Below are 24,041 nucleotides of genomic sequence, written 5' to 3' on the forward strand. Positions count from 1 at the left end.
TAGTTTTAAGAGATTAGAATTTCACCATCAGGTTCGCACCGAAGCTTCTTGTACGTGGAATACCGAACGCTTCAAAGCCCTGTGCATTACCATTTGTGTAGCTGGATTCCGGATCGAAGTTGTCAGTCTTTTTGTACAGGATGGCCAGGTTACGTGCCACAAAAGAAACGGAAGCACTCTGAACGAATTTCATCTTCTGTACAGGGATCTGATAACTGAAGATCACCTGGCGCAGTTTTACAAAGCTGCCATCAAACAGGAAGTGATCTGTATAGTTCTTGGTGTTGTCGTAATAGAGACGCAGATTCGCTACCGGGATCGTGTTGTGATATTCATTGCCGTTCTGGTCAACGCCATTCAGTTCCAGGCCGGTTTCCCTGCCTGCCAGTGTTTTCTTGTGCAGACCGAAACGGGTGGCGTATACATCTGTACCGGAGAATACTTTGTTACCAAACTTACCATCCACCAGGATATCCAGCGACAGGCGTTTGTAACTAAAGGTGTTGGTCAGACCCATTGTTAAAGGCGGTACACCCTTACCCAGGGCTACCAGGTCGCTCTTCTGCTCATAACCTGTTGTGCTGTTATACACAGTCTGTCCTTTTGCATTCTTCACGGTAGTGTATCCTTTGATAATACCATAAGGCTGTCCTACTGTGTTGTGGATGAATGCCCAGCTACCTACGCTCGTCGCCATCTGGAGAGTGGTAAGGCCTGCAGCCAGCTGCTCTACCTTGCTGGTATTATATGCCATATTGTAGCTCACATTCCAGGAGAAATTCTTTGATTTAACAGGTGTACCGGTCAACAGTAACTCGATCCCTTTATTAGACAGCTTACCCACGTTCAGCAAAGCGTTGTTATAACCGGAAGCGGTAGATATGGCTGTACTTACGATATCGTCAGTTGTCTGTTTCTTATAGTATGTAAGGTCAATACCCAGTCTGTTATTGAAGAACTGCACCTCACCACCTATTTCATATGTAGTGGAGGTCAGCGGTTTCAGGTTGGAGTTGGTAACCAGGTTCACAAGGTTGGACTGTGTTACCTGTTGTACCGGACGGCCCAGGTGACCACCCTGTACCATAGAGTAAGTCTGGTTCAGAATATAAGGGTCAGGAGTAGCACCGCCCACCTGTGCCCATGAACTGCGCAGTTTTGCAAAGCTGATCACTTTCGGCAGTTTTACCGCATCTGACAGGATGAAACTACCACCTACAGACGGATAGAGGATGCTGTTGCTCTTTGGACTGAGCGTAGAGAACCAGTCCTGGCGTCCTGTGAAGTTCAGGAAGATGATAGATTTATAATCCAGGTCTACGGAACCAAACACTGAGTTGGTCGCTACTTTATTCCTTGTAGGCGTAGTAGTAGAAGTAGTCAGGTTGGTAGAGCTGTAGAAGAATGGAATGATAAACTGTGTACCGGTGATAGCGGTCTGGTTAGAATTGAAGCGGCGGGCATTCACACCAGCCAGTGCATTCACACCAATTGTACCTGCAATCTTGGTATTGTAGTTGGCAGTTACCATAGAGTTGGTTTCTGCTACTGCATTTCTCAGTTCGCTGTACTCACCTGCAGCTCCGGTTGTATATACCGTACCGGTAGGAATGATACCTACATAATTGTAGTTAAAGAAGTCACGGCTGACAGTCCCTTTTACGTACAGGTTCTTCAGCAGATCATACTTCACACTTGCCTGACCGATAAAACGGTTTTTGGTATCGTTGTTCTTAAACCTGTTGATAACAAAGTAAGGGTTAGATGCATACGCAGTTTCATTCCACTGGATCTCACGGCCGGTTGCATCATAACCGGGATCGAGCGAGCGGACATCCACCGTGTTGGCGATCATATAAACGCCCCAGTTGGGGTTACCGGTGGCATCCCCTGAACTGGAGCGGTTGGTTGCATTCTCAACATTATATTGCGCTACAGCTTCTATGCTCAGTTTTTTACCCAGGAAAGCATTCAGGTTCAGGTTCGCGATCTTCTTGTCGAACTTGGAGTTTGGAACGATGCTTTTACTGTTGGTATTAGAGAGCGAGAAGCGGAAATTTATGTTTTCACTACCACCGTTGAATGCCACAGTATTAGTGTAGGTAGATCCTGTACGGTAGAAGTTTTTGATATTATCTTTCTGAGGAGAATAGGTATGCATTTTACCATCGAAAGCGATGTATTGCGTACCATCCATTTTAGTACCCCATGAACGGCGGCCGTAGGTAATGGCTTCTGCCTGTGAAGTTGGCTTCAGCCCTTTATCGCCCTGACCATATTCATACTGCCAGTCGGGCATTACCGCTGGTGTTTCCATCGTCATGGTAGTATTGTAGTCTACACCAATACCCTTACGTGCACGGCCTTTCTTGGTAGTAATGAGGATAACGCCGTTTGCAGCACGGGAGCCGTATAGTGCAGCAGCAGAACCACCTTTCAATACACTGATGGTCTCAATATCATCAGGGTTGATACCGCCGATACCATCACCTCTGTCCACGTTCTGGCCACCGCCACCAGTAGTGGGTGCACCACCTGGTGTAGTGTTGTCTATGGGCATACCGTTCACTACATATAAAGGCTGGTTCTCACTACCCAGTGAACTGTTACCACGGATGATCACACGGCTGGAACCACCGGGACCGCTTGCCAGGCTGGTAGCGTTCACACCGGCTATCTTTCCGCTCAGTGCATTAGCGATGTTCACCTCACGTGCCTGTGTAAATTCACTACCTTTTACTTCTGTTACGGCATATACCAGCGCCTTTTTCTCTTTCCTGATACCGAGGGCTGTTACCACTACTTCAGACAGTGATTCATTGGCTTCTGCGAGGCTTACGGTTAATGGAGCACCTGCATCTGTTACATTCACTTCCTGTTTGCTAAAACCCATTGAGCTCACCACCAGTACGAAAGGAGGAGTAGCACCCTTCAGGTTCAGTTCAAAGCTACCATCAGCAGCAGCCATAGTAGCTACTGATGTGTTTCCTTTGAGCACAATGCTGGCGCCGGGAATAGGTGCACCATCAGGACCTGTCACCTTTCCTTTCAGCCTGTCAGCCATCAGGTTGTTTACATTCAGTATGGTAGCAACTGTTGGCACATATATAGAATACTGTGTTTTGTTAACACGCATATAGGCTAATGAGAAATCAGACAGCAGCATCTTCAGGGCAGCTTCTGCTTCCATATGCTCTGCTTTTTCAATTAACTCAGCAGATACTACTTTCCCGTCTAATAGTCCCTCTTTATAGGCGATACGGATATTCTGGAACTTTTTCAGCTTTACTAAAGCTTCTTTCAGGGACACAGTAGCTGATACATGTTTTACAGGGATCTTATCAGACTGCCTCATGGCATACATCGTGGGCGTCTGTGCACTGGCAGATATGGTAATACCTGGCAGCAGGGCACAAGAGAGCAGCCCCAAAACGAGATTTTGGTTCAAAATGTTCATAATTTTTTTTTACGTGTCCTAGTTTTTCCCGCAGCGTTACGCGCGTGTTTTCCCGCTGTTATTTTCCTGAAGTAATGACAAGCTCCTTCTCAGAAGGCTGTGCTATTTTGACGTTCAGCGTCGTGGTAATTACAGTCAATAGTTCTTCTACGTTGGCTACGTTGATATCTCCCTCTATCTTTAGCTTTTTGATTGATTGTTCACTGACTTTTACAGTGTAACCATAATTGTCCTGCAATGTTTCTATTATCTCACTTAATGTGGCATCTGTAAACGTTAGCGGTACCTGTGTCCAACGTTTAATTGATTCTGGCTTATCTATCTTTTTAGTTAGTAATAAATGATTGTCTGCATATTCAATATAATCGCCCGGCAGCATCACCACTGCTTTCGGTGCGGCGGTTCCGGAGAACCCTACCTGGATCTTTCCTGTTACCAGTCCTACTTTCGTTTTTCCGTGGCGACTTCTTACATTAAAGGAAGTTCCCAATACTTCTATTGTCAGGCCATTGCTATGCACCAGGAAGCGTTGTCCGGGTCTGATATTGGCAGTATCCCTGTTCAGGTGTTTTACATCGAAAAAAGCTTCCCCTTCTATCCATACTTCCCTGGATGAGATCGTATCCCATTTCTCATTGAAAGCAATGGAGGAAGAAGCGTTCAACGTTACTACTGAATGGTCGGGCAGCGTGATCGTTCTTTTTTCACCATAGCCTGTTGCTATGACTTCGCGTGCAGGTTTACCCAGCCTGTTATAGAGCAGGTAACCTCCCACGGTAGCGATCAGGACAATAGCTGCAGCCCTTACCCAGGTATTCATGCGACGGAGCAGCGCAGGACGGCGGTTGTTATTTGCTTCTATGGTAGCGGTGATCCTTTCAAGTACATGTGCCTTATTATCCCTGTTCTCCCACACTTCCTGCGAACGGTAAGTACGGATCACACTGACTGCAAACTCATAGTTGGCGGCAGCGGATGGGTACTCTAAAGGGAATTCGCTCCAGAACTGTGTTACAAGTGTATCCTGTTCTTTACCTGACACCCATTTTATAAAGGCATCATCGTCCAGGAAGTCTTCCAATCTATATGTTGCATATTTCTCGTTGTTCATCACGATATCCCAGATTTACTACTATTAGACATGACATGGTGGAAATTATCCCTCCGGAATCATAATTTTTTTTGAAAAACTTTTGGAGAGGAAAAAGAGAACGCTTAAAAGCGTTAAGAAGCGTTTATCTGACACTTTTTGCAGGTTATCGAGTGCCTTATATAATAACTTGTAGGTTGAGCTCATATTAATATCCATAATGACAGCTATCTCATCATAGGACATTCCCTCGTAAAAACGGAGGAAGATAATCTCCTGCTGGCGTGCAGGCAATGTATTGACCAGGGCGATCACCTGGTTCCTGAGTTCCTGTTCTTCCTGGCGGAAAGAGGCATCGGGGATGAAGTTCACTGCAAAGCCTCCCTGTCCGGAAGCATTATCCAGTTCTACAAATTTGGAAAGGGACTGTATTTTACGGAACAATGCAGAGCGTAATGCTTTGTACAGGTAGTTCTTCACGGAGGCGGGATTGCCCAGCCGTGTACGGGTGGTCCATAATCTTACAAAAAGATCATGTACTACATCCTGGATCAGGTCCGCATCCTGCGTAAACTTGCGGCCATAATTGTTCAACAGTTCATAAAATTCGCCGTAGAGCGCAGTAAAAGCATCCCAATCCCCCTGTTTAAACGCATTCCACCATAACACGTGACTCTCCGATTGCATTGGCAGTAAGTTTAGGAAGACGATTGCCTAATAATACAAAAAAAATATCGGCCAGTGGTAACATTTTCGTTCCACATCAGATTTTTACGATGATATTTCTCTTATACATGATCCATACCGGTATGAACATCAGCAACACAAGTGTAATGGCTGCGGCCAGGGATGCATTGAAAGGTGAAAATATACCGGAGTAGCGGCTGAACATCCCCCCTGACATCCCTTTAAAGATCATAGGAATGGCTCCGGACAAAACATAGGCGGTAATGGCATTCCTGCCAAAGGCTACAAAAGGCGGTGTAAAACGACGGTATTGCTGCACATCAATGAACCAATAGGACAATGCCAGCCCCATAGCAGCCAATCCGCCGGTATAAAGCACGAAAGAGCTTGTCCAGAGGGACTTGTTGATCGGGAAAAACCCGTCCCATACCAGGCCAGCCAACACAGCCAGAAAACCAGCAGAAAACAGCCAGGAAACCTTTTCTGCATCTTCTTTATCCTTACGGCGCAGCCAGTCGCCCGTCATAACACCCAGCAGCCCTGTTGAAATGGCCGGCAGGGTACTTAAAATGCCTTCAGGGTCCCAGGTACGGGCCTGCTTCCACAGGTGCCGCTCTCCCATTACCGTGCGGTCCAGCCAGGCCGCCAGGTTGGTACCTGGCTCCAGGTTCGCCGGGCCGATACCAGGCACAGGAACTACTGTCATGAGCAGCCAGTATATCACGAGAAACGAAAAACAAAGCCATATACGGGCACTTGTATCCGTTTTAAGGTAAAGCAGGGAGATAATAAGAAAAACGATCGCAATGCGCTGTAAAACGCCCAGGATCCTCAGATTATAGAAGTCAAAGGAAGGGATGAGACGGAAAGCCAGTCCAATTCCAAAAAGGATGGCCGCCCGGCGGATAATATGCAGGATCAGTTTCCCATGCCCTCCTGCATCCGCTTTACGGCTACTTAGCGCAAAGGTGACAGATACCCCTACCATAAAGAGAAAGAAGGGAAATACCAGGTCGGTGGGTGTACAGCCATTCCATTTTGAATGTTCCAGCGGAGGGTAGACATAGGACCAGCTTCCCGGGTTATTGACCAGGATCATAGCTGCCACGGTCAAACCCCTGAAAAAGTCGAGCGACAGGAGCCTTTGTTTCATTTACATTGCGATTTTGTTCTGGTTGAGTATTGCCTTGGGGGTTAAGATAATAGAATAATTTTTATATTGCACCATAACTGTATCTGGAAAATATTTCCACTTTCGTAACCCTGGTTTAGCCCGTAGAAAAACCTCTTAGCATGTTAGTAAGTAATAAGCATTTTGTACCCGTTATTGGCCTTGATATCCATATTGTACTGCTATTTGGATTTCCCATCCCACTGCCGCATCCATATATCGGATTTGTAATAGATCCCATGGATTACATTCCTTTTATTGGTGCTACGACGAAAGTCAACCATGTACCCCGGGGTGTGAGCGACACCAGTGGCATTATCATCATATTCATGCACTTCCCTATGGGTGGTCCCTGGGTGCTGGCTCCATTGATCGGACATGACTCCGTCAACTTTTATGGCAGCAAAAAAGTAAAGACGGAAGGCCGCCTCATGAGTCCCGCCGGACACATGCTGATGACCTGCAATGATATTGGCCTTCCCCTTTCCCTGCAACCGGGTAAAAAGATGAAGCCCCGGCCCAGCATGTACCTGCCCACCTCCTTCTCCATTCCGTTGTCGTTCGGCAAGCCTGTAATGGTAGGCGGCCCCTATGTGCCCGATTGGGCCGGTGTGCTGATCAACCTGCTGGCTTCTTATGGATTTGGCGCACTCATGAAAGGACTGAAAAAGGTGGTCACAAAATTCAACCATGCACTACAGAAGACCCTTGGCAGTAATAAACTCAGTAACTTTCTCTGTAAACTTGGACTGGAACCTGTTGACCTCGTACAGGGCATCGTTATATATGATGGTACAGACTTCGAACTGCCCGGCCCCATTCCGCTTACATGGGCACGCTCATGGAACAGTGATAGCCCACACAAGGGTGTACTGGGGCATGCCACGCATTTCTCCTATGATATGCGTGTGCAGGAATTTGTACAGGAAGGCATCACGCTCGTATTGCTGAAAAACGGCCGTAGCGCCGTCTTTGAATATACTCCCACCGGAATGCCCAGCGAGTATAACCGTCATGAACAGCTTACGCTCACACGGACAGATATCAACAGCTACCTGCTCTACGATCAGAAGGAAAAACTTTTTTATACGTTCCATAAACTGCATCCTGCTGACCGGCAATACCGTCTTGTATCCATTCATGACAAAGCCGGATTTATCATCACCTTCCACTATAACTTCAAAGGCGATCTTCAACGTATCATCGACACTGCCGGCAGACAACTGCATGTAGAAAATGATAAAAGCGGCAGGATCATCCGGGTAACAGCTCACCACCGTGGGCAGGAACGCCTCATGGTAAGTTATGAATACAATGAAGCCGGCGATCTTTCCGCCATCATTGATGCCAACAGCAAAGCTATCCGGATGATCTATGAAGATCACCTGATGATACAAAGAACAGACAGGAACGGACAATCCTTCTACTGGGAATATGACCGGCAGCGCCGTTGTATCCACGCCTGGGGAGAAAAAGGTGTACTGGAAGGATATATTGCATATTATCCTGAGAAAGGATACAATGTGCTCACTGATTCTCTCGGGCAGGAAACCACCTACTATTACACGCCAGACTTTGTGGTACACCAGGTCAAAGATGCACTCGGTCATTCCACATTTACAGAATACACTGAAAATTTTGAGATATACAGGTATATAGACGAAGAAGGAAATGCCACAGGATTTTCCTATGATGAATGGGGTAACTGTGTTGCCTTCACAAAAGCGGATGGCGCCACACAATCATTCGCCTATGATGAAGAAGGCAATCTTCTGCTTGTTAGAGCTGCACAAGGCGACACCCGCAGCTATGTATACAATGAACATAATGGTCAGATACATACCATTACAGAAGCCGATGGCAGCCTCGTGATGTTTGCATATGATCAACAGCAACTAATACGCAAAGTAGAAAGATTACGCTCTGGCAGCACCTCACTGGAATATGACGAAGACTTCAACCTGACCGCTGTCACATTACCCGATGGTGGTACATACGGCTGGCAATATGATGCGTGGGGCCAATGTATCCAATCCAATAATCCGCAGCAGGAAGCGCAGCACTTCCAATACGATACCCTGGGCAGGGTTACTGATATCAGGACGCCCGACGGCAATCACATCCGGCTGGGGTATAATGCTTATGATGAAGTTATTCATGCAAAAGACAAACACCACGATATCCGTTTCACTTATACACAGTTGGGCAGCCTGCAATCCAGGGAAGAGAACGGCGCCAAAATACACTTCCTGCTCGATACAGAAGAACGCCTGGTAGCTGTTGTCAATGAACATGGAGAAAGCTATCGCTTTAAGCGGGACCAGCGTGGACAGGTCATTCAGGAGACAGGCTTTGATAATGTGTCCCGCTACCTGAAAAGGGATGCTAAAGGAAATGTAATAAGAATAGACCGTCCGGGTAAAAGATCTACCGTTTATGAATACGATTACAACTACCGCTTAACGAGAGCTGAACATAGTGACGGCAGCTGGGAAACATTTACTTACAATCGTAATAGCCAGCTGATGGAAGCCATCAATGAAAACAGCACCATCCGATTCGAAAGAGATGTACTCGGCAATATTGTGAAAGAATACCAGAACGGACATGAGATCAGCACTGAATTCAATAAGTATGGCAAACGACTCCATGTCAGCAGCAGCCTGGGGGCAGACATCCGGTATGATCGCAACTTCAACGGTGTAGTAACAGGTATCACTGCCACTGATGGCAACATCGATGATCACTGGACAGCACAGATCGGCAGGAACCTGCGGGGGCTTGAAACAGAAAGATTGTTGCCGGGAGGAATTACAAGCAGGCGTGTTTACGATGATGCCGGCCTGCCGGCACATCATAGCGTAAGTCATCATTCACGCACCTTACGAAGCAGATATTACCGCTGGGATGCCAATCAGCAATTACGGCAGATCATTAATGCACTCGATAAAGGAGTAAGTACATTCAGTCATGATAGCTTCGGTCACCTTGCCAGAGCGCAGTATGAAGACGGGCAATACGACTATCGTCTGCCCGATAAAATGGGCAACCTGTATAAAACACCTGAACGCAAAGACAGAAAATACGGCGCCAGCGGACAATTAAAAGAAAGTACCGCCGCCCGTTTTGAATATGACGAAGAAGGGAACCTCATTCGCAAGACCACCAGAGATCTGAAAGTATGGGAATACGAATGGTATGGCAATGGCATGCTGAAAAAAGTCATCCGGCCCGACAAACAGGCTGTATTATTCGAATATGATGCCTTAGGCAGAAGAACAGCGAAGATCTATAAACAACAGATCACCCGCTGGCTCTGGGATGGCAATGTCCCGCTGCACGAATGGCATTATCCTGTAAAACAACGCCCTGTTACCACTATAGATGAAGATGGAAATATATTAACACCACCGGAACCCGTTCCCGCTGAAACATTGATCACCTGGACCTTTGAGGCAGATGCTGCTGTTCCCGCTGCGCGGATCAGTGGAGGTAAAAAATATTCCGTTATCACCGATTATCTCGGTACGCCCTGCGAGGCATACGACGATGAAGGCAACATGGTATGGTCCTGCGAATTGGATATTTATGGAAACGTCCGTAAGTTAGCAGGCGACCGTAACTTTGTACCCTTCCGCTACCAGGGGCAGTATGAGGATGCAGAAACAGGACTTTATTACAACAGGTTCAGGTATTATAGTCCGGAGGAAGGCAGTTATATCAGCCATGATCCTACAGGATTATTCGGTGGTATCCATCTTTACGCATATGTGAAAAAGCCGGATGCCTATGTAGATATATTCGGATTGAATCCTATCGAATGGGTGGATCCGAAATCACTGAATTTCTCCCAGGGATATGTTGGACATCAGGTAGAAGAATATGCACAGCTGATGAAAGATGGTAAATGGGATTGGTCAAGGAGCCCGCTGGAAGTAGCAGAGATAGACGGTCACCGTGTCAGCCTTGACAACAGGCGTTTGATGGCGGCACAGATGGCAGAGGTACCACAGGTGCCGATACGTATGGTCAACCTGGACGATCCACGTCCTGATGGCGGTACTTATCGCAGCAATCTTGAAAAGAAACTGAATTCCAAACCAAAGAAAAGACCTGATCTTCAAAAAGCTGATCTGCGGCCTCATGGTTCACCTAATAAACCTACAATCGTATATCCGAATAAATAACATACACATGACGAACATCATCCAGGAGCATTGGAATAATAACGAATTACCGGGTATAGACGCCATTCTTTTTGCAGATGGCACAGTGATCATCCTCGATTTTTATGCTGTATCAACAGAAAAAGGGAAGTTACATTATGTGAATCCTGTCTGTGAAACCAATCTGAAAAGTGTTGAAAAATACAATGACGATGTATGGTCGCAGATAGAACGTCATCCTGGCGTCCTCACGCTTCCTGATGGGAAGAAAGTTTATTTCGGCGAAGGGGGTATGGGACATGAAGGCTTTGTAGCCCTTACGGAAAATGATGATCAGCTGATCTGGGCTTTATTCAGTAGCGCCACCAATCCATTCACAAAGGCTGAATTTGTGCATGGTAAGATCCGCGCTTATTCAACTTACGATCTCTATTATAACATTGATATCCTCACGCCGGAAAAGATCGTCATTGAAGCGGCGGAGTAGTGCCGTTCTTATATGCCAGGAATGCCTCCCGCCCGTAATGATCTGCTTTGCGGGTCGTTTCCGGCAGGCGGTATTCCGTACACATTTTTAATACCAGGCTGGTTGCAGTATCCAGTGAGATCTTATGCCCCACAGACACAAACACCGGGTTAATTCCCGTTTGTGTCCGCAATGCATTCCCGATATGCTCTCCATCATCTTCCGCCAGTAAAGGGCTGATGGAACCGCGGTCCGGGCCAGGTTGATCATATTTCCCAAATAATCTTGTTTTACCGCATCCCAGGGTGGGTTTGTCCAATAGAACACCCATATGGCATGCCAGGCCAAAACGCCGTGGATGCGCCCTCCCCTGCCCATCACAGATGATGATATCAGGATGCTGTTTCAGCTTCTTCCATGCTTCCAGCAGAACCGGCATCTCACGGAAGGAAAACAGACCGGGGATGTATGGGAAAGTCACCTCCATGCAATGTGTGGCTACTTCTACTACTTCCAGTGTATGATAGTCCAGCAATACAAAAGCACCTGCAATAGCTTCACTGTCCTTATCATATTCCACATCCACACCCGCGATCAGCTTTATTTCAGCAGGCAACTGGTCAGACTCGATGACCTGCCCTCTTAACTGCTGCTGAATGTCGATCGCTTCCTGTTCTGTCAGATTCGGATTTATCATGTTAATGCTTACTGCTTGAAAGTTAAATATATGGAAAACATCATATCATTTTCCCACGGGGCCTGCAACAGTCTGTAACTTTTCCTTCTCACACCCGTTATAAGGTTACTATACCCGCGTTATCAACCAGACTAATTGAAATGAAAAAGTTCTTTATTTTTTCCACTATTATCTTCATTTTATCCTGCTCGAAAGAAAATGGCAGGTCTTTTAAGGGGGTAGTCTCAACAGCTGACAATTGCTGCTCATCTATAGAAGGCGGCAGACTTTACAAGGTTAACATTCTGGGGACAGACAGTACTATTACCACCGTGTTACCGGCTGCGATCAATCTGGGCGACACCATTGCATTTAACATGCATGCTACAGACACGCCTCCGGCAGTACTTTGCCTGGCCATCTGCCCGATGCCTGAAATGGTACGGTTATCGGATGTGAGTAAGGTACAATAAGTGGGAGGTTACTTTTTGATAACCCCATCAAATTTTAATACTTTGGTCAGTTCTTCCCTGATCAGTTGTGAAAACGAAGGCTTAAAAACATCCGCCTTACCTGCATCAAGAACATATACCGGGGGATCGTCTTCCAGCTGCTCGCAATCAAAGAAATAAGAAGAAAGTCCCTGCCACTCGCCGAAGAAGAAATGACTGTCTTTGATCACGAAAGAACCGTTTCCCATACTCTCCAATGCTTTAACAGCATCTTTCCTGTTTTGCGTCAGGTAGGATACTTCGCTCGAGTAATTTCTGAGGATGCGGCCCTTTTTCTTACCGAAAATGGAGATGAATTCTACGTAAGCTGACGGTAGTTTAACATTAAACTGCTGTTCGATCGCTTTGATCTCTGCCTCACTAACTCCCTGAGGATCACCCAGGTGCTTCGCATATGGTTGTAAAAAGTCCAGATATTTTGCCATCTGTTGGTCTAAAGGATTAATATCATTTAAAGCATAATATTAATATTTTTTCTCATGATTTTAAATGTATATTTCACTTTCAGTCACACCGGCAATACTGTAATCTTTGAGACGGACCGTCCAATAAAAGGTTTCCCCGGAAGTAGTAGCTGATAACAGATAATCATAAGTAAAGGAATAGCCGCTCTCAGAGTACCTTTTCAGCGTTACTCCAGCCAGTTGCAGTTTATCCTGCGGTGGCACCACTTCTGCATTAGCTTCACCCATAGCGCTGATGATCCTGCCTGCCCAATGCACATCTTCCCTAATTTGCAGCTTACGTTTCTGTAGGAAGTTCATGAAGTCATTTACGATAGTCCAGTCCACTATTCCATTCCGGAAAGCAACTGACAGTATATTACACTTTATGGCAACATCCGCCAGCTGCCATTCCTCTTTCAGATGCCAGCTGGCAGTGTTTTCCTCATATTGAAAATTTTCCCGGCTCCACGTTCTCTCCATCATGTTGTTATAATGTTTATAAGTCAAATTTTACTCCAGTGATCCGCCCGCCGGCGAATGCCGCGCACCACAGATACATTCCCATATCCTCGTATGGATCTCTTGCATCAGAGAGTAAGTAATGAATAGCATAGTGATACACCCTCTCTCCTGCCGCTGTCGTGCTATAACCTTTATATTCAATGATGCCCGGGTCAAGATCTAAATGGCGATCCTGTTCTTCATCGATGCCATCTTTGAAGAAGGATCTGCACAAGCCCAATACCGGCCCCTTGGCCGCAGCAATTCTTTCCACATACCAACTGTTATGCTTATGTACATTGCTGATAAATGCCGCTACATCTTCCCAACTGAATAACGCATCCCTGGTTTGTTCTATATTTATTAAGAACTCCAGCAAATGCCCCGCCACGATATCGCTCTCCGGACTATGCCAGTTCTTTGCATCATGCGATACTGTGAACACGTATGCCTTATCATCTATATTAAGCACTATCTCTTCCATATTATTATAAATTACCCACCATGTTTACCCCCAGGAGAATCCTGTAACAATGCGGACAACGGATCATGTTTGTATTTGTCCCGAGATTCTTCATCTTCGGTCCTCTTACCAGCACACGGATATCTTTCAGATCTTCCAGTGAATTAAACAGGCCCTCCGCCTTCATTTTTTTAATGATCTCATTCACTGCCTGTACTTCCGCATGAATACCTGCTTTGTCAGCTGCAAGTAGCTTTGTTTTTTTTATATTAGTATATAATTTTTCGAAAATCTTTCCCCCGGCTTCTGCATCATCTCTGATAAAATTAAGATAATCCAAGTGCGTCCGCAGTTCGGGTTCCAGCGTTGCCACATCAAAATCAGGATTATTATATTTTAAAGAAACGAATCCCTTTTCCTTCGTAAGCTTCGGACAAAAAGCACCGGCCAGTGCTTTTTGAGATGGCGCTACCGGCCCTTTTGACTCAACCGCCGATAACAGATGCAGGTTATCCGGATCTGCTTCCGCCTTAATGCTCTCTACACTGGCATCCCATGGCTTATGTCCTGTACCGGGATATGGCTGCTTATAAAAATCACCATTAAGCTCCCAGTTATCAATAAGTTTTGGATTTTTGTTCAGGATTTCCAGGCCTTTGTCGCTGATAGCATCAAATTCCTGCAGGAACTTCTCTCTCGATGCGGTACTTAAGTTAGCTATTTTTTTCTCCAGTTCACCATATTTCAACGCTTTCATTCTTGCTAGCAGCAACTGGCCATCCTCTGCTACACTACCCATTCTCGCCAGCAGGTTATCTGCATCTTTCTCCAGCTTTGTTAGTCCCCGTGCCTTCGCTTCATCACGCACCCGCTTAACGAGGAGCTCAATATTTTCAACGTCTGCTTTGGGTATCATCTTCAGTTCTTCTCCGCCATTTTCAATTGCTTTGAACAACTGTGCGATATCATCTCCATTCAGCACCTTCTTTCCACGTATATACGTATATACATTTTTTATACCGCCTGCAGCCATCCTTGTAATAGAGATACCTCCTGTGATGAGATTATAGGCATTCAATATATCTCTTACCTTTTCATTCTGAGTGGCGCCTGTCACATTCAGAGAGAGGTTCATACCACTGTTGAACATATCAAACAATACCCAGGCCTTTCTGATCCCTGTCACACCCGCTTTGATCTCACCATATCCGGTAGCCAGTGAAATTACATCCACAGCAGCCATAGTAGCATCAGCAGCTGTCTGGTTGAATGCCTTCTCATCCACATATTTGAGGAGAATGGCCGGCGTAACAAACATTTTCTCACCGCTGTTCAGATCAGCCAGCATACCCAGATCGCTGTTATTAACAAACACGATAGGCTCGAATGGTTTCAATGTTATTCCACCCTGATCATCATCGGGTCCCATATAACTAAAGAACAGCTGTGTCTCTGTCTTCAATTCGCAGTTGTCTATGTAGCTGGTATTCCTGTCAATCTTCTGTACCATCGGCGGCATCATAGGACTGATATTCACCAGCGTGGCCTCTATCTTTGACCAAATGCTATTGTAAGTATAGAAGATAGTGCGGTCTACAATTTTATCGCTGTTGGCATCCTGCAGCACTTTCACCTGATCGTTGAAATCGGAGGACATCTTACAGATGGCAATAAATGCCTTGATTAGCCTTTTGTAATTATCCTCTCCCCAGGGACCAAACTTCATATCTTTGGTTTCTTCCGTAATACCTCGCAGCAAACACCAATCCTTCTTACGGTTAGGCCCATCTGTGGGTGGGCCACCTGAACCAACTCCCACATTACCCGGATAGATCTTTACAATAGCCGGCGCCTTGTCATTTAGTTGCTCCATAGCAGCCAGTAAGGTATTGGCATCGTCAGGCTGTGTACTTTCCAATAATTCATTGATGAGCGTCTGGGCCTCCGTAAAGATCTCCACTCCAGCCAGGACTTTAATAGCATGGAGCCTCTCATCTCCCGTCAGAGCATCATACGCCTTATTACTGATAGTCTTTAACAAGGCATACATCTCCGAAGAAGTAGTCGTCTGCATGATCTTCTCCTTCACATTTGGCAGGTTCTGATAGTCCTTGTTATTTCCCTCCATGGCCACAATGAAATCCTCCACGTACTGAGGACCATTCTTAAATGCGATAGAGGAAATATAATTCTTCAGGATCGTCTGATAAGCGCCATTCACTACATCATCCACATTATTGTGCGGATAATACAGATAGATATCCCGTAGCTTATAACTTTCAACAAAGACCTTAAATTTCATAAGCCCACAGAATAGGACCTTATCCTGCTGCTGTTTAATGAAAGGCTCAGTAATTCCTTCGACGATCTGTCTGGCATCCTGCAAGGCAAGTGCCGCAACAGCTTTATTCCTGACATCTTCACTATTCTCACTCAGCAATTCTTTGAGGGTTATATCAGCGCTGATCCCATTATCAAACGCCATAGGCACGAAGTCCACCATCAAAAGATATGTTTTAATGGCATTCTCTTTCTTACTGTTTAAAACACGCAGCTTCTCATTTAATTTATTCAGCGCACTCACATCAGTGATAAAAAAATCACCCGCAACAGCTGGACTACCTGCTTCATAGGTCAGCTTGCGTTGTTTGATAAATTCCTTATCAAGGGATTCTACCTTAACAGGCCCGCCTTCATCAACGGTATGGATATTCAATATGTACTGGTTCCTTTCAGATAATCCCGCTTCATCATTCCGCTGGTTCTGTTCCTGCAACAGTTTCAGCTCTGCACGGCCTTTGGCAATGATAACAGACAAGGTGCTGTCATCTGTATTCACAGCGAAGACCTTCGTCATCATTAATACCAGTATAAACAGTATTATACTTTTACGTCTCATCTTTCGGACTATTTACTGATTAAATCAATTAATAATTCTTCCAACTTTCCTTTCAGCTCATTTACTATTTCATCATCACTCGCTCCATTCTTCCGCTGTTCCACTATAAAATCAACCACATTTGTTCCTCTTCTCCTGAACACTTCTTTCACCAGCTCATAGTATTCCCTCGATGAAATATCTCTTTCAAGAATATCAACTGCACTTACTTTTTTCTGTTCCAGTTCTGCCTTCTTAAAGGCAATACTTAACTTATCGAAATCGTTACTTTCAGCATTTGCGGTCACTGTTGTATCAATAAAGATGATACCTGCCTGTGCCGATGCAGCTCCTCCCTGTGGCAACTCCCGCCCATTTAACAATGCCTTTTTCACACTAAGTATCAGGTCCTGCAGGTTCTTCTTACTGCTGGTCAGTTCCTGTGAAATAGCCTGTCTCCTGCTGCTTGTATATTGTGCTTTTAAAGCTCTGGCAGATTTCACCAACAGGTCAGTTACATCTTTTATGAACTTTTCTTTTTCTTCATTCACTGCTGCCGCCTCTTTCTTCGCTTCTTCAAATGCCTCCGCTGCTTTGTCCTTCTTCTCCTTCGCCGCTGCTTTCTCCTCAGGTGTTTTCGCATTATCATACGCTGCCTTCGCTTCGTCGTAATCCTTCTTGGCCTTCTCCAGGTTATCCGCTGCCTGGACTATACGGTCCTTCAGTTCCTCCGGCAATTCATCTTCCGCGAGCTTCCTGATCTCATCTGCCAACTCCTTCACCAGCAGATAATCACTATCTACCGTCAGGTGAGCCAGATCTATTACCACACTACCCAGATCTTTTACAGCCTGTACTACATCCCCCACTTTCGCCACCTGCGTTTCCAAACTGTCAAACGTGGTCTGTATCACACCACTCAGCAACTGACGGCTGGTATTTACCGTAATATTGTTAAACTTCACTTTCACCTTCGCATCACTCAGGAATGGGATCATCACATAACCTGTACCCTGGAAAGTACCTGCGCCCGATACCGTCATCAGACGTACAGGGAAGTCGCCCGCCATGATCTGGTCGCCGTTCTTCAGCTCCTTGATAGCCTCCTGGTTAGCCAGTTTGATATCAGGCAATAATCCGCAGTTCTTATTTACAGCAGTATCTTTTGCCGGCATCTTAAATCCATGCAGATCTCCCATTGTCTTTGTCTCAGCCACACAATAACCACCTACACGATATTCATAACTTCTGCCAGGTACCGCATCATAAATGGCTACATGCTCTTCGGTTGTTTTTACATTGAACCATTCTGCGTCGTCCTTATTCGCTTCGCGATATTCCACTATGTATTCAGACATCTTCTGTTGCGGTAACCAGCTGACAGTAACGACGTTCTTCTGCACCGTAGCCAGCACCTGTTGCGGCGGCTGACAGTCTTCCTGTAGTACGAACCAGTAGATCTCACTATATCCGTTATTCAGGAATACATCATATTCATCAATACCCATTTTAGCCTTTGCCTTCACACGCCAGGCATATCGTTTACCTGGAATAAGCGGCGGCTGTGCAGGTCCGTATAACAATGTTGTTGCTGCTGTAGTAGTCTGATATAAAGGAGGCGTGTTCAGGAATGCAGCTTCCGGTGCAATGGTAGTATCCCACAGCTCAGATATCGTGAACTCATACTCTGTCTGGAAAGCAGCATTGGCACTGCTCATATGCCGGGGCGTCCAGTTGAAGGTCATGTTCAGCGGTTCTCTGTATGCCACTCCCCCTCCTTTGAGCGGGAGGTTCAATAAGGGTGGCAGACTGGTACTGATCCACGCGGGAGGAGAACAACCCTGTGTGCTGCTGCTGACCAGCTGACCACTGTTGACCTCCACCACCTCTACACAAAAGGTAAAGTACCCATCGGGTAAACGGCTGTTCTGCAGCAGTTGCGAGGGTGATATACCGGAAGCATCCAGGTTATTGATCTGGAAATAAGGAGCCAGGTCATCCAGGCTCAGTTGCAGGGGAATACCGGCATCCAGCTGGATGTTGGGATAATAGCCATAATCCTTATTGCGCAGCATAGCATTCCCACCTTTGATGGTAAGACGCAGGCGGACGGATAAAGAAGGCTTTTGCAGGTCAGTGTTCAGCAGGGTGATGATCAACCTGGCCTGTGTACCACTGTAAAGGTTAGCCAGCTGTGGCGATACCGGTTGCAATAACTGCACCTGCACCTTTACAGGATACTGCTGCGCCGCCGATCTGAAATAACCGGCGCACAGCAGCATGCCTGCCAGCAGCGCTATACGGAATGTTTTATGTATGCTGATTTTCATTTTCTGACTGCTACTTGTTTATGACAATTTTCCTCACCGCATTGCCCATTGGTGTTTCCAGCAGCAACAGGTAAGTACCCGCTGTTACATTCAGCTGGTAGTTGACGTTGAACTGCGTGGCCGCACTTTCTTTTCTATCGCTGACCAGTTGATTGGAAATGATATTGATCATGCGTAACCTGATCTCTGATTGTTTGTCCAGTTTTACCTGTACGGTGAACTGACCATCAGTCGGGTTAGGCATCACGTTAAAGGCAAGAATGAACGGCGTCTGCGCTCCACCAGGTGCAGGGAAGTCCTGCCCTTTCAGGATCGAAATGCTCTTGGTAAATACCTGTTCGCAATCGCCGATATGTGCACGGAGGGTAATGGTATAGAAGCCGGTATCAGCAAACTGCAGTTCAGTGAGCATATCTGCCTTACTTACTACAGTCACGCCTTTATCCTGCGGCAGCACCCATTCCACCCATTCAGGTTTTGGATAGCTGATATTCACGAAAGAAACAGTTTCGCCACTGAATGCCTGTGTCGGAGATATAAACTCCGCAGCAATATCAGCCTGGTATTGTTTGATCGCGATGGTATCTGCCCCCTTACATCCCTTGCTGTCTGTCACCTGCACGTTGTAGCTGCCAGTCTGATTAAGGGTAACACCAGGTTTGTCAGCAGTGAAACCATTATCGCCGCTCCATTTATATTTTGCCTGCGCGTCAGGAATAGTAGCATTCACTGTCCATGTCTGGCCGTTGCAGAGTGTTTTATCTGCACCCACATTAATAACAAGCGGTCCTGGATTAGTCAGGGTGAATGACTGAATGCGTTTACAGTTGTTGGCATCTGTAATGGTCAGCGTATACTTACCTGCACAGAGACCAGTCAGGTCTTTCGTCTTACTGCCATTATCCCATGCATAGGTATAAGGCGCAATACCTCCACTTACACCTACCGTGATAGTGCCATCACAATAATTATTACAGGTCGGTGCTTTCACGACAGGAGTAGTTTTAATACCTTCCGGAATATAGATATCTGTTTGTTTCAGCGCCACACAACCGTGTGCATCTGTTACGTACAACATATAAGCACCTTCTGTCAGATCTTTAATGGTAGCCGTCGTTTCACCGTTTGTCCATTCATACTGATAAGGCTGTGTACCACCCGTCACATTAGCTACAATACTGCCATCCATACCAGATGCACAAGTCACGGCGGCTGTAGTGAAGTTGATGTTAAGTTTGGCAGGTTGTTGTAATGTAAATACCGGAGAACTACGGGTGATGTTATTGAAGTCAGTCACCTTCACCAGGTAATTCCCCGCCGGCATACCGGTGATGATACTATCCGTTTGCGGGATCAGTGTTTCTGCCCCATTCACAACGCTATACCACTGGTATTTATAAGGCAGGCCACTCGTAAAAGGAATACCGCCTTGTGCATGCGCAGCCAGCTGTCCATCTGCGAGATTGACACAGGAAATATAGCGGTACTCTCTCAGCACAGCCTCCAGCAAAGGCGGTTCATGCAAGGTATAGGTAGCCTCTACATAACAACCTGCTGTACTGCCATCTGTAGAAATAGCATACTGTGCATCTTTTACTTTCAGTGTATAACTGCCATCTCCTATGTTCTGCAATAAGGTAACAACCCCGTTTGCCGTTTTTGTCTGTGTAAATGTGCTGAGCTGTTTACCTGTAGCATCTATCCATTCGATATTATACAAACCAGCTGCATCGGGTGTTCCACCTGTCAGCGTCACCTGTATACTACCATCGGTATAGCCGAATGCCTTAGGATCAACCGGGGTCACGTCTGCTACTGCCAGCGGCATAGCAGGTTCAATAACAGTGGTATCTTTCTGTACAATACAAGCATGTCCATCTGTTAACAGCAGACCATAATTACCTGCTGCTACGTTAATAATATCCTGTGTATTGGCGCTGTTTGTCCATGACCAGCTGTAAGGCAGCGTACCACCTGTTACCGTCGACTTTACAAAACCATCCGTACCGCTGTTACAACTCACAGCACGTGCTGCCAGTTTCACTTCCAGCAGCTCCGGTTCCACCAGTAAAAAAGAATCAGATTCTTTGCTGACAGTATTCATATCTGTCACTATCACTTTATATATACCCGCAGGCAGGCCTGAAGCAATTGCAGTGGTCTGAGACAATAATACCGGTGTACCACTATCTAAACGGTACCATTCATAGAGATAAGGTGCCTGTCCTGCCGGATACTTCATACCACCTGTTGTTGTTACAATCAAAGCACCGTCGGCATCACCCTTACAGGATACATAATGCTGTTCTGCTACCTGTGTAACGATAGGATCAGGCTGGGTGACATGGAATGGTTGTTCGAGATAACAAGCCTGTTCATCAGAAGGTAGGCCAGTACCTGTATAGTTAGCATCTGTTACAGTTAATACATAATCACCCGCGCCAATATTGCTAAGCAGGGTTTCATAGCCTCCTGGCTGCAGAGTGGATGTGTAATTACTTAATACCGTACCATCCGCTTTCTTCCAGGTGATGTTATAAGAGCCATCTGCTTTCGGAGTACCACCTTTCAGTAATACTTTAATGTTACCATCTGTATAACCATAACCACGTGGGAAAGTAATTGGCGCATTAACAATTTGTAATGCTTCCGCCGGCTGTGCTATGAATGACAGATCAGACACTTTACAACTGTGATAGTCTATTACATTCAGTGTATAGGTGCCTGTAGGGAGGCTGGTAGCTGTTACAGTTGTCGCACCTCCTGTCCAGGCATAACTGAATGGAGGCGTACCACCAGTTACTGTTGCTGTAGAAGTACCGTTGCTGCCACCGAAACAGGATACCGGCGTTTCACTAAATTGAATTTTAAGATCACCCGGTTCTATAAAATCTTTGGGATCTGAATATTTCTGAATATTGTTGGCATCTGTCACAAGCACCCTGTACCGTCCTGTACTCAGGCCAGTGGCCTTAATGCTGGTGATATTCAGGTCCTGCCAGCTGCCACTTACATCTTTATACCAACGGAAAGTATAGTAAGGTGCTGTCGCCATGCGAACACCACCTGTGGGTACCGCCAGCAGACTACCATCACTCATACCATAACAGGAAATACTGTCAGCAACAGTAATACCGGCTTCCAACACTGGCGGGTCTGTCAGTGTTACCTGCTCCGTATAGATACAACCGCCATTACCTGCCGGTGCGGCGGCATCATAGTTCTTGTCTTTTACCGTCAGTGTATAAATACCAGCACCCAGGTTACTAAGCTTCGTGGTATAAATATTATTTCCTACTGTGTTTACTGGTGTGAAAGATTGCCCGTCAGCTCTTGTCCAGGAAACATTATATGAGCCATCCGCGAAGGGCGAACCTCCTTTAAGCCGTACAGTGATGCTACCATCTGTACTACCATTTGCCAATGGATCGACAGCAGTCACATTATCCTTTTGTAACGGCGCATCCGGCTGTGTGACTGTCACTGCTGCCTCTGCATCACCCGCTGCATTTTTAGCAGGACAACTGTTTTTATCCGTAATAGATACTACATAGTCTCCTTTTCTAAGATTACTGAAGGTATAAGGATTAGCAGTGAAGTCTGTTGTAGTGAAATTAGTTTCACCCGCCGCTTTGTATAATAGCTTGTATGGCTGGGTACCACCACTGCCCGATAATGTGATCGCACCATCGCTTCCGTCATAACATTTTACAGGCGATGGCACAGGGGTTGAAAACACCAATGGCTGCGGATCAAAGATCGTTACAGTAGCCATATGTGCAGCCGAACCACTGTAAATGGTGTTGCCCTGGTATCCACCGATGAGTGTCAGGTTATATGTTCCTCCACTTAATGGCTTATCAGCCGGTGTTGTATAAGTGCTGTCAGGTCCTATTACTACGTCAAAGTTCTTTACAGTTCCACCCGGACCAGCATTCGGGTCTACGGCCTGTAAGCCCAGCGTTTCACCGGGATACAGCAACCTGCTGAACTTCATCTTTATTCCCCCATCTGCCTTACCATAACAGGATACATCAATACCCTTTGCATCTAAGAATGTAGGGGACGAAAGGCTGATCACCAGATTGTAGGGCGCACTGTAAGCCTGATTACCACAAACATCATATCCTCTGATGGAGACCGTCTTCCCTAAATTAGCAAGTCCGGCTCCATATAGCATGTCATTAGCGCTGAAATAAGTCGGATTCTTCCATAACAGGTTCTCAGGGAAAGCCTGAGAAGTAGCCCAGTTGTCAAAACTATAATACCACCGCATCACGTCCTCTCTTATATCAGGGTTGATCGTTTTCATGTAGATCTTAGCATCTACCGGCAGCGTAGTGTTATTCGGTTCCGGACCGGACGTTATGTACATATACACATGCTGGAAACTGATGTTGATCACAGCGTCTGATGCGGAAAGATTACCATAGGGAGCAGTAGTGCTGGTCGAAAACAGCTGCCCCCCGCTATTGATAGTGATCTTCTTTGTGCCTGACTGCCAACCCTGGTTAGATTCATTCTTCCACTTGTAGTTGATATCAATGTCCTTTACCCCTTTCTGCGTCCAGGACATAATACCACGCGATGACTGCTCATCCTGATAAGCGCCTGTATAGTATTTATCTTTCAGGCTAAAAGTTTCATTTGTACCATCGGTATAATTAACTGTCGCCGTTGAATTAAATTCGTACGCATACCTGGTTATCTTATGGTTCAGATCCAGTTTTAATACAAACTTATCCGTCGTAGGCCGGAAAGAGAGCCTCATCTGGGAAGAGGCCCCATATCCGGAGAATATGTTATTATACGTCAGGTAAGGACAACGTGTCCCATAATCAATATCAGCTGTAGTATAAGTACCTTCTCCCGCCACACTGCAATTGCCGTTCTTCTTAATAGTATACACCCTGACCCGCTTGATCCTGTTCTCAGTTGTAAAGGTGAATGATCCGAAGAACGTGCCATTACCGAACCCTCCTGTGAATATATTGTTCGCATTTATCCTGGCGATCACCTGTTCATCACCCTTTTCCATCTCAGCTACAAGGGATACATAGCTGTCACAGCCGGTTGTACCACCGTTGGCAGTCAGATATACTTCCCAGAATATATCATAGGGTACAACTGCATTTTGAGCCAAACTAAATTTTGCAACTAATAAGAACAGCCAAAAGAGTAAAAATCTTTTCATAGCT

General features: G+C 45.9%; 14 protein-coding genes. 3 read left to right on the forward strand and 11 right to left on the reverse strand.

The window, feature by feature from the left end:
• Nucleotides 1-13: 13 nt before the first annotated feature.
• The 4 genes from F3I09_RS09550 to F3I09_RS09565 all read right to left on the reverse strand — a co-directional run bounded on the left by F3I09_RS09550 (nt 14) and on the right by F3I09_RS09565 (nt 6,387).
• The gene (locus tag F3I09_RS09550; protein WP_149694803.1) at nt 14-3,457 is read right to left on the reverse strand and encodes a SusC/RagA family TonB-linked outer membrane protein; all 3,444 of its coding nucleotides are present in this window, start codon (nt 3,455-3,457) and stop codon (nt 14-16) included.
• A 58-nt stretch (nt 3,458-3,515) separates the two neighbouring features.
• Nucleotides 3,516-4,568, reverse strand: coding sequence for a FecR family protein (locus F3I09_RS09555; RefSeq protein WP_149694804.1), 1,053 nt, complete (start codon nt 4,566-4,568; stop codon nt 3,516-3,518).
• A 45-nt stretch (nt 4,569-4,613) separates the two neighbouring features.
• Complete coding sequence (locus F3I09_RS09560) at nt 4,614-5,234, reverse strand: RNA polymerase sigma factor (protein ID WP_149694805.1); 621 nt, start codon at nt 5,232-5,234, stop codon at nt 4,614-4,616.
• Nucleotides 5,235-5,310: 76 nt separating this feature from the next.
• The gene (locus F3I09_RS09565; RefSeq protein WP_149694806.1) at nt 5,311-6,387 is read right to left on the reverse strand and encodes an acyltransferase family protein; all 1,077 of its coding nucleotides are present in this window, start codon (nt 6,385-6,387) and stop codon (nt 5,311-5,313) included.
• A 140-nt stretch (nt 6,388-6,527) separates the two neighbouring features.
• Between F3I09_RS09565 and F3I09_RS09570 the strand changes: the two genes are divergently transcribed.
• Nucleotides 6,528-10,592 (forward strand): DUF6531 domain-containing protein, encoded by a 4,065-nt coding sequence (locus F3I09_RS09570; RefSeq protein ID WP_149694807.1) that lies wholly within the window; start codon nt 6,528-6,530, stop codon nt 10,590-10,592.
• 7 nt (nt 10,593-10,599) lie between these two features.
• Nucleotides 10,600-11,058 (forward strand): hypothetical protein, encoded by a 459-nt coding sequence (locus F3I09_RS09575; protein ID WP_149694808.1) that lies wholly within the window; start codon nt 10,600-10,602, stop codon nt 11,056-11,058.
• Here the strand turns inward: F3I09_RS09575 and nfi are convergent.
• On the reverse strand, nt 11,039-11,734 hold the full coding sequence (gene nfi / locus F3I09_RS09580) for a deoxyribonuclease V (protein WP_149694809.1): 696 nt from the start codon (nt 11,732-11,734) through the stop codon (nt 11,039-11,041). The two genes, F3I09_RS09575 and nfi, sit on opposite strands and share 20 nt — an antisense overlap.
• Nucleotides 11,735-11,874: 140 nt before the next feature.
• Between nfi and F3I09_RS09585 the strand changes: the two genes are divergently transcribed.
• On the forward strand, nt 11,875-12,186 hold the full coding sequence (locus F3I09_RS09585; RefSeq protein WP_149694810.1) for a hypothetical protein: 312 nt from the start codon (nt 11,875-11,877) through the stop codon (nt 12,184-12,186).
• Between the two features lie 8 nt (nt 12,187-12,194).
• Here F3I09_RS09585 and F3I09_RS09590 read toward each other — a convergent pair whose 3' ends face one another.
• Genes F3I09_RS09590 through F3I09_RS09615 form a run of 6 tightly spaced genes read right to left on the reverse strand, consistent with a single transcriptional unit; the run spans nt 12,195 to nt 24,037 of the window.
• Entirely contained in the window at nt 12,195-12,650 is a 456-nt protein-coding gene (locus F3I09_RS09590) for an SMI1/KNR4 family protein (RefSeq protein WP_149694811.1), read from the reverse strand.
• A 60-nt stretch (nt 12,651-12,710) separates the two neighbouring features.
• Complete coding sequence (locus F3I09_RS09595; protein ID WP_149694812.1) at nt 12,711-13,154, reverse strand: hypothetical protein; 444 nt, start codon at nt 13,152-13,154, stop codon at nt 12,711-12,713.
• Nucleotides 13,155-13,167: 13 nt separating this feature from the next.
• A complete protein-coding gene (locus tag F3I09_RS09600) occupies nt 13,168-13,656 on the reverse strand; it encodes a hypothetical protein (RefSeq protein ID WP_149694813.1) in 489 nt (162 codons plus the stop codon).
• Between the two features lie 4 nt (nt 13,657-13,660).
• Nucleotides 13,661-16,534 carry a hypothetical protein gene (locus F3I09_RS09605; RefSeq protein WP_149694814.1) on the reverse strand — a complete coding sequence of 958 codons (2,874 nt, stop codon included), beginning with the start codon at nt 16,532-16,534 and terminating at the stop codon, nt 13,661-13,663.
• 8 nt (nt 16,535-16,542) lie between these two features.
• On the reverse strand, nt 16,543-18,843 hold the full coding sequence (locus tag F3I09_RS09610; RefSeq protein WP_149694815.1) for a fibronectin type III domain-containing protein: 2,301 nt from the start codon (nt 18,841-18,843) through the stop codon (nt 16,543-16,545).
• Between the two features lie 10 nt (nt 18,844-18,853).
• Entirely contained in the window at nt 18,854-24,037 is a 5,184-nt protein-coding gene (locus tag F3I09_RS09615) for a T9SS type A sorting domain-containing protein (protein WP_149694816.1), read from the reverse strand.
• Between the last annotated feature and the right edge of the window lie 4 nt (nt 24,038-24,041).

The organism is Chitinophaga sp. CF418, assembly GCF_900142925.1.
GTDB lineage: Bacteria > Bacteroidota > Bacteroidia > Chitinophagales > Chitinophagaceae > Chitinophaga.